The organism is Thermomonas sp. HDW16, assembly GCF_011302915.1.
In the GTDB taxonomy this organism is placed as follows: Bacteria; Pseudomonadota; Gammaproteobacteria; order Xanthomonadales; family Xanthomonadaceae; genus Thermomonas.
Map to the genome: position 1 here is coordinate 2,659,201 of NZ_CP049872.1, position 16,375 is coordinate 2,675,575.

The window sequence follows — 16,375 nt, forward strand, 5'->3', positions numbered from 1 at the left end:
GCCTCCCTTGATTCCGTTCAACAAGCCTTTCATGACCGGCCGCGAACTCTGGCTCATCGCCCAGGCGCACGCCAATGGCCACCTGTCCGGCGATGGCCGGTTCACCAAGCAAAGCCATGCCTGGCTGGAACAACGCACTGGCGCGCGAAGGGCACTGCTCACCCACAGTTGCACTGCGGCGCTGGAGATGTCCGCGCTGCTGCTCGACCTGAAGCCGGGCGACGAAGTCATCATGCCGTCGTACACCTTCGTCTCCACCGCCAATGCCTTCGTGTTGCGCGGCGCCGTTCCCGTGTTCGTCGACGTGCGCGAGGATACGCTGAATCTGGACGAGCGCCTGGTGGAAGCGGCGATCACTCCGCGGACACGCGCCATCTGCGTAGTCCATTACGCCGGCGTGGCCTGCGAAATGGACGCCATCCTGGATATTGCCGCCCGCCACGGGCTGGCGATCGTCGAGGACGCCGCGCAGGCAATCATGTCCAGCTACAAGGGTCGCCCACTCGGCACCATCGGCGACCTCGGCGCGCTGAGCTTCCACGAAACCAAGAACATCATCTCCGGCGAAGGTGGCGCGCTGCTCTGCCGCGACGAGCAATTCGCCGAACGCTCGGAGATCCTTCGCGAGAAAGGCACCAACCGCAGCCGCTTCTTCCGTGGGCAGGTGGACAAATACACCTGGGTGGATGTGGGATCGTCATTCCTGCCCGGCGAGATCACCGCCGCCTTCCTGTGCGCGCAGATCGAGGAAGCCGACCAGATCACCGCCCACCGCCTCGCGATCTGGGAGCGCTACCACCAGTGGGCTGAGCGGCACGAGCAGGCAGGCCGCCTGCGCCGCCCGATCATACCCGCCGACTGCAAGCACAACGCCCACATGTACTACATGTTGCTGCCCGACCTCGATTCCCGCACCCGGTTCATCGCGGAGATGAAGGCCAAGGGCGTGCAGACGGTATTCCATTACATCCCGCTGCATTCGGCGCCAGCCGGATTGCAGGCCGGCCGCGCGCACGGGGATCTGCCCAATACCGTTGCGCTCAGCGAGCGCCTAGTACGGTTGCCTTTGTGGATCGGCGTGGAAGAGCATCTCGAATCGATCTTCGCCGCAGCCGATGACGTGCTCTCGTGAGCGACACGTCGTTCTCCATGCCAGATTCGGCCAGCGCATACCTGCGGACCCTGCCGGCCCGGTGGCGGGCCCTGCCGATGTTTCGGCGACTGCAAGGCGCGCTGCTGCTGGTTTCCGGCCTGCTGCTGGCGTTGCTGCTGGTCGTTCCCTATAGCCGCCAGGTCCTGGTGATCGCGCTGGACAGCCCGCAACCCGGTCGATTGCAGGTCTACTTCGATATGGGCGAAGGTTTGTCCGAACCATTTTCGTCGATCCAGCCCTATCCCGCCGGGCACGCGGAACTGCGCTATGACCTGCCGCAGGGGACGCTTCGCGGCCTGCGGCTGGATCCGGATCCCGACGCTGCCCCTCTCGTGTTCGAAAAGATCGGCACGGTGGGGTTTGGGGGAGGTGATGCCCAAGCGCTGGCCGATCCATCCCGTCTGCATGGCGTGCAGATGTCGGTCGACGGAACGGACGAGAACGGCCATGCGCGTTTTCTGATCGCCGATCACGCCACCGATCCGCAACTCGCCGCGCCGCTGGATGTGCCGTTGCCAACCAATACCGGCATCTCACCAAAGGTATGGACGGCGCTGTGGACAGGTTTTTGGCTCAGCCTGCTGGCAGCGGTGAGCCTGCAATTCCGGCATCGCCCAATGCCGACCCTCGCCCTGTCCCTGATCGTTCTGGGGCTATGCGCTGCAATGGCGATGTTTTCACCGACCTCCGGCCGCTCCATGCATCCGGACGAGCCTCTGCACGATGTGGACGCCAGCTACTTCCAGCGGCATTGGACACCGCCGCGAATGGACGCCCCCGACCTGACTGCCAGCTTCACCACCAGTTCCTACGGGGTTACCTACCTGTCGGAATGGAACGTGGTGTACCTGTTCGCCGCCAAGGCCGCACGCGTGTTCGGCGAGCTGGGACTGAACGTGATGCTGTCCTACCGCGCCTTCAACGTGGCGCTGTTCGCCCTCATGCTTGCAGCCCTGGTGGCGATCCGTGCGCCAAGGGGAAGCTACATCCCGCTCCTGGTGACGCCCCAGCTCTGGTACGTCTTTTCCTATTTCAACGGCGATGCCATGCCCTTTGCATTGGGCATGGTCGCGTGCGTGCTGGCGTTGATGCCTGACGGTCCGCTGCAGCGCTTCCTCCAGCGCCGGGGGGCGTTCGATGCCGGCACCTTGGGCCACCTGCTGTTGTTCTGCACTTGCCTTGGGCTGCTCCTGATCTCCAAGAAGAACTACTGGCCCGTTGTCGCGTTCATCGCCCTGTCCATGTCGCTGGTGGCGCTCCGCCTGGGGGCGATCCTGGCATTGGCGTTGGTCGTCCTGCTGCTGATCGGGGTCGCCGCCATCGGGGCGGGCGGAGCCCTGGCGGCGGCCATTGGCACGCCCGCGCTGATCCTGACGGACGCTGTCGCAGCGCTGGCGTTGGGGTATTGCATGTACGTGGCTTGGACTCTCCTGCGGGAGCCCGGCACCCGCCATCGTGTGGGCCGCATTGTCGTCGTTTTGTCGCTCTCGGCTTTAGTGGCCCTCCCCTGGATCAGCATCGATGCGTACAAGCATCGCGGCGAGCCTGGCAAGGCGGCGCTTGTGGAACAACAGCGCGAACGTTTTGCTCACCCGCTATTCAAGCCATCGCTCACGCGCACGCTGTCTGCGGACCAATCGGGCTTCATGTTGCAGCAAAAGGGCGTGACCCTGGACAAGCTGGTGGCGCCGCCGAAGGAATGGCACATCGGAACGTTCCGCAGCTTCTTCGGCGTCTACGGATACATGGAATATTTCGATACGGAGGCGGCCTACCGCATTGTGGGCTGGAGCGTACTCGTCGTACTGCTGCTTGCACTTGGATGGGGTTTGATCACAAGGACATTGACCCTGGCCGAAGTCGTTGCCAGCATCGGCTGCGCAGCCGCTTTGGTGCTGGCTTCGTTCCTGCACAGCTGGACATACGACTTCCAACCGCAAGGACGCTACGTGTTGGGCGTCGTGGTCATGATGACGCCCTTCTTCATGCGCACAGGCGAGTCGCAACGCGGCCGGATGATTTTCACGGCGGCGGCGCTGTTCCTGTTTGTCCTGTCTGCGGCTTCATTTACCCGGATCGCGTTTCCTCACTTGGTCTGAGTACCAAGGACATCAGCGGTCCGCGAAGAGACCATGTACCACCTCGTTGGCGATGCACTCGAAATCGCCTGTACGCAGCATCGGGTGAGCGTCATCGGCAACGGCGCTCTGCGTCATTTGCCGTGCCTCGCAGGCATCAACCAATGCGCGCATGCCGGCACAAATCGCTTCGGGCGTCATCGCCTCCAGCGAATGGATATTGGCGACATGTTCGTCCAGTCGCTTGTTCGCATAGCGGTTTGTCAGTACGGACATGCCGAATGCCGCCATTTCCAGGGGCGGATAGCTCGGATGCGGCGACACCATCAGCGACAAGCCGATGGCAGAACTCGACAGGAGCCTTGAATACGCATCGATATCCAGCTTCCCCAATGCCTTGAGCCGCAGGGGCCCCAGATCCAAATCGGCCCGCAGTTCACCCGGCGCAACTATCTCCCACTGCGCCGCGCGCGCATCGCTCCAGCCCCACATTCGCAGGCCTTCGCAGATCAGCTCGAAAGCATTGCGCGGCGTGCCGGGGCGGGCATACACGACGATCCGGCGTTGCCGCGGCGACATCTGGACACGCGCAGCCCGCAGCGCTTGGCGCAAGCCGTCATGCACCACCGGCTCGAATACCCAACGCCGCCGGTACTGCAATTCATGCTGCTCGAAGAAGTCCGCCAGCAGATTCGTGTTGAACACGCCGATGTCGCGTTCGCGGCGGTACGTGCTCAGCGCCAGCGCGTACTGGCTCGACCATGGATAGAAGCCGGGCTCGAAATCCTGGATGAGGTAAACGATCGGGCGGTCGATGCCGCCGTTCTCGCCCTGCCAGCGCGACAGGCGTTGCGCGGCATAGGCCGTCCACCACGCGGTGGCCATCCAGATATCCTCACCGGCGACCGGCAAGGTTTTCTGGTAGCGGTCGCTGAATGGCACGATCTGCCGCATCGCCGTGGACGTCTGATCCGCCGGCACCAGCACGTGGTCGGAGAAACGCGACAGCGCCTCCTCATCCGGCGCGCTGTCCACCAGCAATATGCGCGAGGCAGGAAAATGCCGACACAACTCGCGGTAGAACAACACTGCCGTGTGGATGCCGCCGAAATAGTGCTGGCGATTGATCGAAGGCAGCACCAGATTCAGGCGCCACCCTTCCCATGGGTCTCGTCGCGGCATGCAGGGCGTAATCTCACCCACGTTCGTGACCGGTTCCGGCGAGCCCGCCGATGCGCCTGCCTCCAGGCGCGCCGCGACCCGTCGCAACAGTCGGGCCGTACGGCTCATTGAGATGCTCCGCGCAAGCGCGGCGAAGACGCCATGTAGTCCAAGTTCGGACTGAAGAACGGGTCGCCATCCTCGCGATAGGGTGAATACGCCTGGGCCGAGCGGACGAAATCGCTCTCCGGAATCGCCCGCGGATCGCGTGTCTTCGACTCGTGGTGGATCATCACCGCCCGCGCGACGTACACGATGGCCAAGCCGCGCGCATGCGCACGAAGACAGAATTCCACGTCGCTGCCGCAGACGATGAACGATTCGTCGAATCCGCCCAGAGCATCGAAGGTATCGCGCGACACCGCCATGCATGCGCCGGTAACGGCCAACACCTGGCGCTGCAGAACCGGCGACACGAACAGATTCTGATGGTGGACCGGCGCTTCGCCCTTGAAAACATGATCGGCCCAGCCGCCCATGCCGATCACCACGCCGGCATGCTGGATCGTGCGATCGCCATAAAGCAGCAAAGGACCGCATACGCCGACATCCGGACGCAAAGCGTTCTCGGCCAGCCGTTGCAACCACTGGCCATCGATCACTTCCGTGTCGTTGTTGAGGAATACGAACACCTCGCCACGCGCTTCGCGCGCAGCCAGATTGTTCAACGCGGACCAGTTGAACGGGACATCCGCGCGGATCACCCGGAAGCCATCGCGTCGCGACATGCCTTGCAGCCATTGCAACGTTTCCGGTTGTTCCGAACCGTTGTCGACCACGATGATCTCGAAGTCCCGATAATCGGTCTTGGCATACAGGGATTCGACGCATGCGCGGAGAAGGTCAAGACCATCGCGCGTCGGGATGACGATGCTAGCCAATGGCCCATTGTCCGCGTAGGGATACCGGACGTCATAGCAGAACAAATGCGCTCCATCGTCGGCATGGGCACCGGGATGACGCAGTTGGACATGCTCCTGCAACGCCAGCCGGCCAGCATCGTGCGCATAGGGCTTGGAGTGCGCGTTGGCCGCCGTGGATCCGGCATGCGCCCGCCAGTGATAGAGCACCTTCGGCACATGGGCCACATGCGCCCCAGCGGCGATGCAGCGCAAAACCAGATCGTAGTCCTGAGAGCCATCGCAGTCGCTGCGTAAGTCGCCCACGCGACGAATCAACGCGGCGTCGAAGCTCACCAGATGACCGAGATACATTTGCGACAGGAACAGATCCAGGTTCCAGTCCGGCTTGAAATACGGATCGCGCAGACGCCCGTCTTCGCCCAATACGTCGTGATCCGTGTAGACCACTTCGGCCAAGGTCCGCTGATGGCAGTCGACCACGGCAGCAAGCGCATCAGGCTCCAGCACATCGTCATGATCCAGAAACGTTATCCAATGTCCACGCGCCAACGCAATGGCGGCATTGGTCGCCGCTGCGATTCCCTGCCTCGACACCGAGCGTGACACGCGCATGCCCGGCATGCGCGCCCTCAGTTCTTCCAGCACCTGCAGTACATGGGGTTGATCCGAAGCGTCGTCATGGATGCATATCTCCCAGTTGCGGTAAGTCTGGGCCTCCACACTGGCAATGGCTTCGCGCAGGAAGCGCTCCGGCGTATTGCAAACCGGCATCACCACGCTGATCAAGCCCGCGTCCACCCGAACCGGGATCTCTGGCTGTGCTCGCAACCAATCCGCATAGGAATCCGGTGATGTCCTGGATTCGGTGTGGAGATTGAAGCCATCCGCGTAGGCCAGAATGCTCCTCAAGAAGTGACGCGGCCCCTTCCTCAGAGCGCGTGCGGACGCATGAAAAATGCTCCCGACAGAAACCCCCTGCCCCATCGCACGGCACACACTCCGATATACGGCGCCAAGAAGCTTACGCAGCCTGGACAACATCAAGCATCCCCTTGTTGATTCAATGTACCTTTGCGGCATTCAGCACAACCACTCAAAACACGCTCCATGCGAGCAGAAAACCGATCACTGCCCCGCCTGTCGTCAATCCCGCCATGGCCATCTTCCACTTCCTGCGCGAACGAGCATGGAGAGTGGTCAGAGTATCTAGTTGGCTTTTCGCTCGAGCCTCGTTCCCGACCAGTTGTTCGTGCAAAGCCTCGATCTCGCTTTTCGCTCGAGCCTCGTTCCCAACCAGTTGTTCGTGCAAAGCCTCGATCTCGCTTTTCGCTCGGGCCTCGTTCCCAACCAATCGCTCGTGCAAAGCCCCGATTTCAACCATCAACTGTTCGTACTTCTCGCCACTCTTCTGCAATGCTAGTTCGTTGATGGCCTCGCGTTCCTGCCACTGAGCTTGACGCAGCAACCATTCGGCATCGCGCTCGCGCCACTCCGCATCGCCGGCATCTTTCGCCCCCTGCAATTGCTGCACGCAGGCGGCGGTATCCCCCCAATTGCGCTTGGCGACCTCCAAATCCGCGCTGCAGGCATCCAGCAGGCGTGCAGTCGACTTCCATTCCTTTTCGGAATTGGCCGTACGCACGGCCAAATTGCGCAGACCATCGGCCAACTCGGAGAGCACCGCGATGGCGGCTTGGTCATGCTCGGCACTGAAAGGCGGATGCGAGCGCAGACGCTCGGCGTCTTCTCCCAACCGCAACCCCACGCAATACTCGCGATAAGGCTGATCGGCATGATCGCCCGCAAACACGCGACTGTTGTACAGGCGATCGGCGGCAGTAACCAGCGATTCCAGCTCCGGGAACTTCACCTTGGTGAAATGCGCGCCCATCAGGCTCGCCCATAGAACCGCGCTGCCCTGCCCGAACCGCAACACCTCCATGCCGGCCGCCTCGAGGATTCCGGCGATCTCCTCGGCATCAACCAGACCGAATTCCTTGTGCTCCTGCAGCCAGAAATAGTCTTCGTCGAACAGCTCGCGCCAACGCCCGTTGGCTTCCAACTCCGCATCGCGCACCCAAGGTTCGTCCGGAGGGAAACCCACGATCACCGCACGGCCGGCGACACGTGCCATCTCGGCAACAGCCTGTGCACGCAGCGTAATCGGGATGTGCTCGAGCACATCCAGTGACACGACGGCGTCGAAAGCTTGATCCTGAAACGGCAGGCCGGTGGCATCCGCAACCACGAAGTCCTTTTCATCGCCCTCTGCGTGCAGATCGGTATAGAGGCACGCGGCACGCGGCAGGAACTGGCCGAGCAGGCGTTGGCGATTGGCTCCGACCTCCAACACGCGCAAAGCCGGCAAATCCAGCGCCTGCAACAAGCGCGAAGCCGCGCCGTACCGCTGGTAGTGGTCGAAGGGAATATCAAGGAGCGGTTGCGTCATGGACTTTCCATTCGTGCGGAATGTAGACCACACCCTCGCTGAAATATGGCGCCGCCACGGTGAACACGTTGACCCCTGAAAGATAATCCAGGCAGACCAACCCCTTGTCGGTGAAAAGACCGACATCGACTCGATAGGAGCCGGTCAACAAGGTCATCGATGGGATGTGGTAACGAACGCGATGCGACCCCCGCGAAGTAGGAATCCGAACACGCTCAAGATAGGTGTTGGGGCCGAAGATATGCAGCCCATCCATACCTTTGATCGCCACCCCCAACAACAGGCCATCCACGTTCTCGTCGGCGACGGTGTAACTGATGTCCACGGTGAGGGGGTCGAACGGCGCGAGCGTGTCCGCGCTCAGCTCGATGGCGCCCAAGTGCGCTGGGATACTGTCGGGCACCGGAGCCTGTCGGCACTCTTCAGCAGACTGCACCACCAGATCCTTGCCAAGCTCATGATCGCGGAATCGGTCGACGACGAAACTTGCTTCGCCATGCAGCTTGACCTTGCCCGCCTCCAGCCACAGCGCAGTCTGGCAGAAGCGCTTGATCTGTTCCAACGAATGTGACACGAACAGGATGGTCGCGCCCTGCGCACGGATCTCCTCGATCTTGGCCAGACACTTCATCTGGAAGCGGATATCACCAACCGACAATGCTTCATCGATGATCAGCACGTCCGGATCGGTATGAATGGCCACCGCAAACGCCAAGCGCACGTACATGCCACTTGAGTAAGTCTTGACCGGGCGATCAAAGAATTCACCAATGTCGGCGAATGCACGAATGTCGTCGAGGCGGTCATCAACCTCCGCCCTCGACAAGCCAAGCAGCGACGCATTCAGGAAAACATTCTCGCGCCCACTGAAGTCCGGATTGAAACCTGCCCCCAACTCCAGCAATGCCGCGAAACGACCGTTTATCCTGACACGGCCACTGGTCGGCGTGACTGTGCCGCACAAGACCTGCAGCAATGTGGACTTACCGGCACCATTGCGGCCGACGATGCCGAGGGTTTCGCCACGTGGCAACTCAAAGCTGACATCATCTAGCGCGCGAAAAGTACGCGTCCTAGCGCGAGCCGGCCATATCACTGACAGCAAACGCTCGCGAGGATTGCGGTAAACGATGTAATCCTTGGTGATGTTCTCGACGGCAATCGCAACATCTTTCGTGGCAAGCCTGTTCATAACACGTCCGAAAAACCAGCGGACAGGCGCCGGAAAAACCAGAGTGCGACGGCCGCGAAAAGGCACGAAACAGCAAAATAGATGACCAAGACCATGGCATCAGGCGGGACGCCCTGCACCGTCACCTTGCGCAACTGCTCCATCGGAATCACGAGAGGGTTGAAGCGGACGAGAGCGGACATCCCCTGGGGCATCGCACTGGCGGGAAAGAAGATTGGACTGATGAAGAGCATCACGCTCGCAAGCAACCCTGCAAGTTGCGAAATGTCGGGCATGTAAACGCCCAATGCCGACGCGCCCCAGGAAACGCCCAATAGCATCGGCGCAAAAGCCGACAACACAGCCAGCGACAATGCGAACCAAGGCGATGGAGCCCCGTCTATCACCCACTGTGCCACGAATAGAATGAGCAGCCCGATCACCGCATTGACTCCTGCGGCCGCCACTCGGACGACCGCCAGCATCTCGACAGGGAATACGACCTTTTTCACGTAGTTCGGCTGCGAACTCACCAGCGATGGCGAAGATACCAACACCTCCGAGAAAAAAGTAAAGACAATCAGGCCGGCAAATAGGACAAGTGCAAAGCTCGCCGTGGTCTCCGCACCACCCCAACGCACCTTGAATATCCCGCTAAATACCAGCGTGTAAATCGATAGCATCAGTAGAGGCTGGAGCACCAACCAAATCGCACCCAGCACAGTGGCACGATATCGGGATGAAAGTTCGCGCCCAAGCAATTGCTTGAATAGATTGAACAGGTTCGCACGGTCGCGCATTACTGTTTCTTTCCATTCCGAGGAGCCAATGCCTGGGTGATGTCCGCCTGCAGGTCATTGAACAACTCCACCCCCACGCTCAACCTCACCAGTTCATCGCCTATGCCCAGCTCGGCCCGCCGCACTGGCGGAATCGACGCATGCGTCATCACGGCCGGGTGATTGACCAGCGACTCCACACCGCCTAGCGATTCTGCAAGGGTGAACAGCTCCAGGCGCTCGCAGAAGCGCTTGGCTGCTTCGAAGCCACCCTTCAGGCGAATCGACAGCATGCCGCCGAAACCATCCATCTGCTTCGCGGCCAATGCGTGGTGCGGATGTGATTGCAAGCCCGGATAAATCACTTCCTCGATCGCCGGATGCGTTTGCAGGAATTCGGCCAATGCCATCGCGTTTTCGCAATGCGCCTTCATTCGCAAGTGCAGGGTCTTCAGTCCGCGCAAGGCAAGGAAACTGTCGAACGGCCCCTGCACCGCACCGACCGAGTTCTGCAGGAAGGCGAGTTGTTCGCCGAGTTCTGCGTTGTCGCCGACCACCAGCATGCCGCCAACGATGTCGGAATGGCCGTTGAGGTACTTCGTCGCCGAATGCATGACGATGTCGGCGCCTTGTTCCAGCGGACGCTGCAGGATCGGCGAGGCGAAGGTGTTGTCGACCGCCACCAATAAGCCATGTTTTTTCGCGATAGTCGCGATCGCGGCGATGTCGACGATCTTCAGCAGCGGATTGGTCGGCGTTTCGATCCAGACCAGCTTCGTCTTCGGCGTGATCGCCGCTTCGAATTTCGCCGGATCGGTCAGGTCGACGAAACTGAAATCCAGTCCGGCGCTGCGCTTGCGCACGCGCTCGAACAGCCGGTAGCTGCCGCCGTAGAGGTCGTCCATCGCGATGATGTGGTCGCCGCTATCGAGCAGTTCCAGCAGGGTCGAAGTCGCCGCCAGTCCAGACGCAAAGGCGAAGCCGCGGCTGCCGCCCTCCAGCGAAGCCACGCAACGCTCGTAGGCGAAGCGCGTGGGGTTGTGCGTGCGCGAGTACTCGAAACCCTGGTGCACGCCGGGGCTGGACTGCGCATAGGTGCTGGTGGCGTAAATCGGCTGCATCACTGCGCCGGTCGTGGGATCCTGCACCTGGCCGCCGTGGATGGCCAGGGTGCCCAATCCGTGGGACTTGCTGTCGCTCATGTTCTGGTTTCCGTGTCCTGGTTACTGCACGCGCCGGCGCAGGAAATTGAGTAGATCAATGCGGGTGATCAGACCGAGGAAACGGTCACCATCCATCACGATGGCGACGTGGCCGCGATCGAACACCGGCAACAACGATTCGATCGGCGCGCGCACGTCCACCTTGTCCAGCTTGCTCACCATCGCGGTTGCGACCGGATCGCGGAAGCGCGCTTCGTCGCCATACACGTGCAGCAGCACATCGGATTCGTCGACGATGCCGACGATGGTGTCGCCCTCCATCACCGGCAACTGGCTCACGTCATAGAGTTTCATGCGCTGCCAGGCGGTGATCAGCAGGTCCTTCGGGCCAACCACCACCGTGTCGCGCGCGGCGAACGGGCGCAGGATCAGGTCGCGCAGGTCGCCGTGTTGCTCACGTTCCAGGAAACCGTTGTCCAGCATCCAGTAGTCGTTGTACATCTTCGACAGGTACTTGTTGCCGGTGTCGCAGACGAAGGTGAGCACGATTTTCGGCGTGGTCTGTTCGCGGCAATACTTCAATGCGGCAGCCAGCAAGGTGCCCGTGGAGGAACCGCCGAGGATGCCCTCCTTCTCCAGCAGCTCGCGCGCGGTCAGGAAACTTTCCTTGTCGCTGATCGCGTAGGCCTTCTTCACGCGGGTGAAGTCGGAGATCGACGGCAGGAAATCCTCGCCGATGCCTTCCACCATCCAGCTCGCCGACTTTTCACTCAGCGTACCGCGGTTGATGTATTCCTCAAGGATCGAACCGACCGGATCGGCAAGGATCAGTTCGGTGGCCGGGGATTCCTTTGCGAGGAAACGCGACAGTCCCGTCATCGTCCCACTGCTGCCGCAGCCGAACACGATGGCGTCCAGCTTGCTGTCCAGCTGCGCCAGCAGTTCCGGGCCGGTGCCGAATTCGTGCGCGGCCGGGTTGTCCGGATTGCCGAACTGGTTGATGAAGTAGGCGCCCGGCGTTTCCCGCGCGATGCGCTCGGCCATGTCCTGGTAGTAGTCGGGATGACCCTTGGCGACGTCGCTGCGGGTCAGCACCACCTGCGCGCCCATCGCCTTGAGATTGAAGATCTTCTCGCGGCTCATCTTGTCGGGCACGACCAGGATCAGCTTGTAGCCTTTCTGCTGCGCCACCAGCGCCAGGCCGATGCCGGTATTGCCGGCGGTGCCTTCGACCAGGGTGTCGCCGGGCTCGATGTCGCCGCGTCTTTCCGCCGCTTCGATCATCGACAGGCCGATGCGATCCTTGATCGAGCCACCGGGGTTCTGGCTTTCCAGCTTCAGGTACAGCGTGCACGGCCCGGTATCGAGGCCGCGCGCGCGGATGATCGGGGTGTCGCCGACCAGTTCGAGGATGGAGTCGTGGATCGCCATGCAGGGCCCGTTCGGCTTAGCTTCGAGCCCGCGATTCTACCAGCCGGGCCGTCGTGGCCCGGGCGATTCATCATCGCGAAGAACGGGCGGTGGCCCCGACGAGGATGGCCGCCACCGCCCGCGGATAGGCTTCAATGCGTGCTGTCGTACATCCGGATCAGGCGATCCTTGGCGGCGAGCTTCTCGCGCTTCATCTGGCCGAGGGTGGTGTCGTCCAGCGGCAGTACGCCAAGTTCGGCATCCAGCACCTGCTTGTCGAGCTCCTGGTGGCGGTAATACAGCTGCCGGAACTCGGGACTGGCTTTCATCATCGCTTCGAGTTCCGCCTGCGGTTGTCCTTCGAACATGGAAACCTCCTTCGGTTTCAACGATGCGGAGCCCGGGCCGGACAGGCCGGGGCGGCGCGGGTGGCGGCAAGTGGGGGCCTGCCGGAATGCGCGATCCGCGCTTTCGCGAACCGCAAAAACAGATACGCCCCGTCTGCGTGCTGCACGGGGCGTACGGGAATCGAATGCTTGGTGGAAGGCGAAACGGCCCCGGCATCCGGACAGGCCGCCGCGATCCTGGCTTGCGGCGGCGCTCTCCGAGCTGTCGAGCAAATCATGCATCGGCCGGTCTCCGGCCAGATGGCGGTGCGAGGATTCGACCCATCTGGGTATCTGACACTACGCCTGCCCCATGGCGCCTGCAAGTGCAGACGACGAACGGTCGAAACGGATTGCAGCGAATCTCGCGATCCTGTTAACCATTTGTTTTTATTGAGTTAATTTGCAACGAGAATCTCTACCCGACGGTTCTTGGCGCGACCAGCCGCAGTGCTGTTGTCGGCCATTGGCAGATCCTCGCCCCGCCCTTGCGCAGTGATCCGACTGCGGTTGAAACCGGCATCGGCCAAGGCGGCCCTAACCGCATCGGCGCGGCGTTGCGACAGCGCGCGGTTTGCCTCCGCCTCGCCCTGGCTGTCGGTATGGCCCAGCACTTGCACGCCGCCGATATTCATCGTCTTCAGGTACAGGCCCAGTGCCTTCACACTGGCGGCAGCCTTCGCGGTGAGCTGCGCCTGGCCGGAACCGAAAGCGTCGCCTGCCAGGGTGAACACGTCACCCTGGCTGTCCTTGCGCATCGGCGGCAGCGTGGCGCCGGCCGTCAATTCCGCCTCCTGGCGGGCCAGCGCCGCTTCCTTTTCACGGGCCGCCGTGACCCGGGCGCCCTGGTCGATCTGGGCGGTATCTAGCACCGCTTCGGCCTGCTCCGCCTGTGCGCGCAGCCGTGCGGCCTCCTCGGCTTGTACTTGCGCCTCGATGCGCAGGCGCTCGGCTTCGGCGCGGGCGCGCTCGGCATCGAGGCGGCTGGCTTCGACCAGCAGGTCGCTACGCTCACGCTCCATGCCATCGATCACCCGCCGCGCAGCCTCGATCCGCGCCGCCTGCTCGGCAACACCGACCCGGCGGTCGGCCAGCCGTTCGGCCACCACACGTTCGCGCTTGCCGGCCGCCTGCGCCACTGCCAGCGCCTGCCGCGCCTGCAGGCGCTCGTACTGGGCGAAGGGGTTCAGGCGGGTATCGGCGTCCAACAATTGCAGGCGCTGCGCAGCAGGGGCGGTGGCCGGTGCGGTATCCAGCGGGTTCTGCACGGCTTCCGTCGCGCCGATCTGCAGGCGGCCGCGCAACTCGGTGATCTGCGACTGCTGCTGGTCGAATTCGGCGCGGGTCACTGCCGCGCGGCTCAGCACCTGTGCCAGGTCGGCATCGGCGGCGGCGGCGACTGCAGCGCTGCGCGCTTCGTCGTCGCGCCCACGTGCCATCGCGGCCTGCGCCTGCGCAAGGCCGGCGCGGGCCTGGGCCAGTTCGGCGGCGGCGTACTGGTCGCCATCGGCCGCATCGGCGCGGGCGACGGCCTGCTGCGCGGCATCCAGCTCGGCCGTTGGCGGCGGCAGGCTGGCGCAACCCGCCATGGCGAACGTCATCACAAGGCCGCATGCAAGCGCGTGCCGCGTTGAAAGGAAGTGTGCGAAGCTTGGGTGCATAGGGAAACCGTGCGTGTTGGCGTACGGTCATTGTGGGAAGCCGGCGGCGCATGCGCAAATCGCCGACAGGAAACGGGGATCGAACGGATGGATATCGGCTACTTCCTCAAGCTGATGGCAGAAAAGAACGCTTCGGACATGTTCCTGAGTTCCGGTGCACCGGTGAACATCAAGGTCGAGGGCGAATTGCTGCCGCTGGGCAGCGCGCCGCTGCCGGCCGGGATGCCGAAGAAGGTGGCCTACTCGCTGATGAACGAGGCGCAGATCGCCGAGTTCGAACGCGAGCTGGAGCTGAACATGGCGATCGCGGTGCCGAACTCCGGCCGCTTCCGCGTCAACGTGTTCCAGCAGCGCGGCGAAGTCGGCATGGTGATCCGTGCGATCCGCAGCGACATCCCCAGCATCGAGGAACTGCAGCTGCCGCAGGTGCTGAAGGAGATCATCATGGCCCCGCGCGGGCTGGTGCTGATCGTCGGCTCCACCGGCGCCGGCAAGTCGACCACGCTGGCCTCGATGATCGACCACCGCAACAGCACGACCTCCGGTCACATCCTCACCATCGAGGATCCGATCGAATACCTGCACCGGCACAAGAAGTCGATCGTCAACCAGCGCGAAGTCGGCCTGGACACCCACAGCTTCCACGCGGCGCTGAAGAACGCGATGCGCGAGGCACCGGACGTGATCCTGATCGGCGAAATCCGTGACGCCACCACCATGGAAGCGGCGATCGCCTTCGCCGAGACCGGCCACATCTGCCTGGCCACCCTGCACTCCAACAACGCCGACCAGACCATCGAGCGCATCCTCAACTTCTTCCCCGAAGGTGCGCACAAGAACGTGCTGATGAACCTGGCACTGAACCTGAAAGCGGTGGTGAGCCAGCGCCTGGTGGTCGGCATCGACGGCAGGCGCATGCCCGCCGCGGAAGTGCTGATCAACACGCCGATGATCCGCGACCTTCTGCGCCGCGGCCAGGTGCACGAGATGAAGATGGCGATGGAAGAATCGCTTGAAGACGGCATGCAGAGCTTCGACCAATGCCTGTTCCGCCTGTACAAGGAAGGCAAGATCGAAATGGAGGAAGCGCTGAAGGCGGCGGATTCGCGCGACGGCCTGGCCCTGAAGTTCCGCCTGTCCGAAGGCGGCAGCGGCGAACACGATCCCTATGCCGACGTGTTCAACGCCGGCGCCGCACACTGAGGTCGACACGCGCCACAACCCCGTAGAGCGCAGCCAGCTCCGTCACGCTTGCGCCAATCAGGCAAGCCCGGCGCTCTGCAAACGTTCGTGGATCAGGCCGCCGGCGCGTCCGGCTGCCGTTCCGGCCGCGCCTTTTCGAACGCAGGCAATGCCAAGCAGGCGGTTTCGATCCGTTGCAGGGTCGGAAACCGCGTCATGTCCACGCCGAAGCGGCGCGCGTTGTAGATCTGCGGAATCAGGCAGCAATCCGCTAGACCCGGCGTATTCCCTTCGCAGAAAGTGCCCGTCGATGGATGATCCGCTAGCATCGCCTCCGCCGCGCGAAATCCCTCCGCGACCCAGTGCTTCACCCACTCGTCGCGTTCCGGCTGCGGCACGTTCCACTCGTGTTCGAAGTACTGCAGCACGCGCAGGTTGTTGAGTGGGTGGATATCGCAAGCGACCAGCTGGGCCAGCGCGCGGGCGCGGGCGCGGGCCCGCGCGGTGGCCGGCAGCAGCGCAGGCTCGGGCCAGACCTCGTCCAGGTATTCGAGGATCGCCAGCGACTGGGTGATCCGGCGGTGCCCGTGCAGGAAGGCCGGCACCAATTGCTGCGGATTGATGCCCCGGTATTCGGGGGAATGTTGCTGACCACCGTCGCGCAGCAGGTGCACCGGCACGATGTCGTAAGCCAGTCCCTTCAGGTTCAGGCCGATGCGCACGCGATAGGCCGCGCTGGAGCGCCAGTACGAATACAGCTGTAGCGGCTCGCTCATTGCATCCCCATTCTTCGTTGCCTGCTTCCGCCCCCGTCGCGGCACATTAGCGCCCAGCACCTGTGCGTGAAACCCTTTCGCCG

12 protein-coding genes and 1 pseudogene are annotated in these 16,375 nt (G+C 62.7%); 3 read left to right on the forward strand and 10 right to left on the reverse strand.

What is annotated here, in order from left to right; all coding sequences use genetic code 11:
• Window positions 1-7: 7 nt before the first annotated feature.
• Complete coding sequence (rffA, locus tag G7079_RS12630; protein ID WP_166057645.1) at window positions 8-1,132, forward strand: dTDP-4-amino-4,6-dideoxygalactose transaminase; 1,125 nt, start codon at window positions 8-10, stop codon at window positions 1,130-1,132.
• Window positions 1,129-3,252, forward strand: coding sequence for a hypothetical protein (locus G7079_RS12635; RefSeq protein ID WP_166057646.1), 2,124 nt, complete (start codon window positions 1,129-1,131; stop codon window positions 3,250-3,252). Before rffA ends, G7079_RS12635 begins: the two co-directional genes overlap by 4 nt.
• A 12-nt stretch (window positions 3,253-3,264) precedes the next feature.
• Here the strand turns inward: G7079_RS12635 and G7079_RS12640 are convergent, their stop codons facing one another.
• The 9 genes and pseudogenes from G7079_RS12640 to G7079_RS12680 form a co-directional block, all read right to left on the reverse strand.
• The gene (locus G7079_RS12640; RefSeq protein ID WP_343160887.1) at window positions 3,265-4,374 is read right to left on the reverse strand and encodes a hypothetical protein; all 1,110 of its coding nucleotides are present in this window, start codon (window positions 4,372-4,374) and stop codon (window positions 3,265-3,267) included.
• A gap of 143 nt (window positions 4,375-4,517) precedes the next feature.
• Window positions 4,518-6,356, reverse strand: a complete 1,839-nt coding sequence (locus G7079_RS12645) for a glycosyltransferase family 2 protein (RefSeq protein WP_240906195.1) — start codon at window positions 6,354-6,356, stop codon at window positions 4,518-4,520.
• A gap of 394 nt (window positions 6,357-6,750) precedes the next feature.
• Window positions 6,751-7,764: pseudogene (locus G7079_RS12650) on the reverse strand (methyltransferase domain-containing protein); the annotation flags it as partial.
• The gene (locus G7079_RS12655) at window positions 7,745-8,956 is read right to left on the reverse strand and encodes an ABC transporter ATP-binding protein (RefSeq protein WP_166057649.1); all 1,212 of its coding nucleotides are present in this window, start codon (window positions 8,954-8,956) and stop codon (window positions 7,745-7,747) included. The pseudogene G7079_RS12650 and the gene G7079_RS12655, both read right to left, overlap by 20 nt.
• Window positions 8,953-9,735 (reverse strand): ABC transporter permease, encoded by a 783-nt coding sequence (locus G7079_RS12660; protein WP_166057650.1) that lies wholly within the window; start codon window positions 9,733-9,735, stop codon window positions 8,953-8,955. The genes G7079_RS12655 and G7079_RS12660 overlap by 4 nt, the downstream gene beginning before the upstream one ends.
• On the reverse strand, window positions 9,735-10,916 hold the full coding sequence (locus G7079_RS12665) for a cystathionine gamma-synthase (protein ID WP_166057651.1): 1,182 nt from the start codon (window positions 10,914-10,916) through the stop codon (window positions 9,735-9,737). The genes G7079_RS12660 and G7079_RS12665 overlap by 1 nt, the downstream gene beginning before the upstream one ends.
• A 21-nt stretch (window positions 10,917-10,937) precedes the next feature.
• Complete coding sequence (locus tag G7079_RS12670) at window positions 10,938-12,308, reverse strand: pyridoxal-phosphate dependent enzyme (RefSeq protein WP_166057652.1); 1,371 nt, start codon at window positions 12,306-12,308, stop codon at window positions 10,938-10,940.
• A 131-nt stretch (window positions 12,309-12,439) separates the two neighbouring features.
• Window positions 12,440-12,655 carry a YdcH family protein gene (locus G7079_RS12675; protein ID WP_166057653.1) on the reverse strand — a complete coding sequence of 72 codons (216 nt, stop codon included), beginning with the start codon at window positions 12,653-12,655 and terminating at the stop codon, window positions 12,440-12,442.
• A gap of 416 nt (window positions 12,656-13,071) precedes the next feature.
• Window positions 13,072-14,274 (reverse strand): OmpA family protein, encoded by a 1,203-nt coding sequence (locus tag G7079_RS12680; RefSeq protein ID WP_166057654.1) that lies wholly within the window; start codon window positions 14,272-14,274, stop codon window positions 13,072-13,074.
• Between the two features lie 147 nt (window positions 14,275-14,421).
• Between G7079_RS12680 and G7079_RS12685 the strand changes: the two genes are divergently transcribed.
• Window positions 14,422-15,537, forward strand: coding sequence for a PilT/PilU family type 4a pilus ATPase (locus tag G7079_RS12685; RefSeq protein ID WP_166057655.1), 1,116 nt, complete (start codon window positions 14,422-14,424; stop codon window positions 15,535-15,537).
• Window positions 15,538-15,629: 92 nt separating this feature from the next.
• Here G7079_RS12685 and maiA read toward each other — a convergent pair whose 3' ends face one another.
• On the reverse strand, window positions 15,630-16,292 hold the full coding sequence (gene maiA / locus G7079_RS12690; RefSeq protein ID WP_166057656.1) for a maleylacetoacetate isomerase: 663 nt from the start codon (window positions 16,290-16,292) through the stop codon (window positions 15,630-15,632).
• Between the last annotated feature and the right edge of the window lie 83 nt (window positions 16,293-16,375).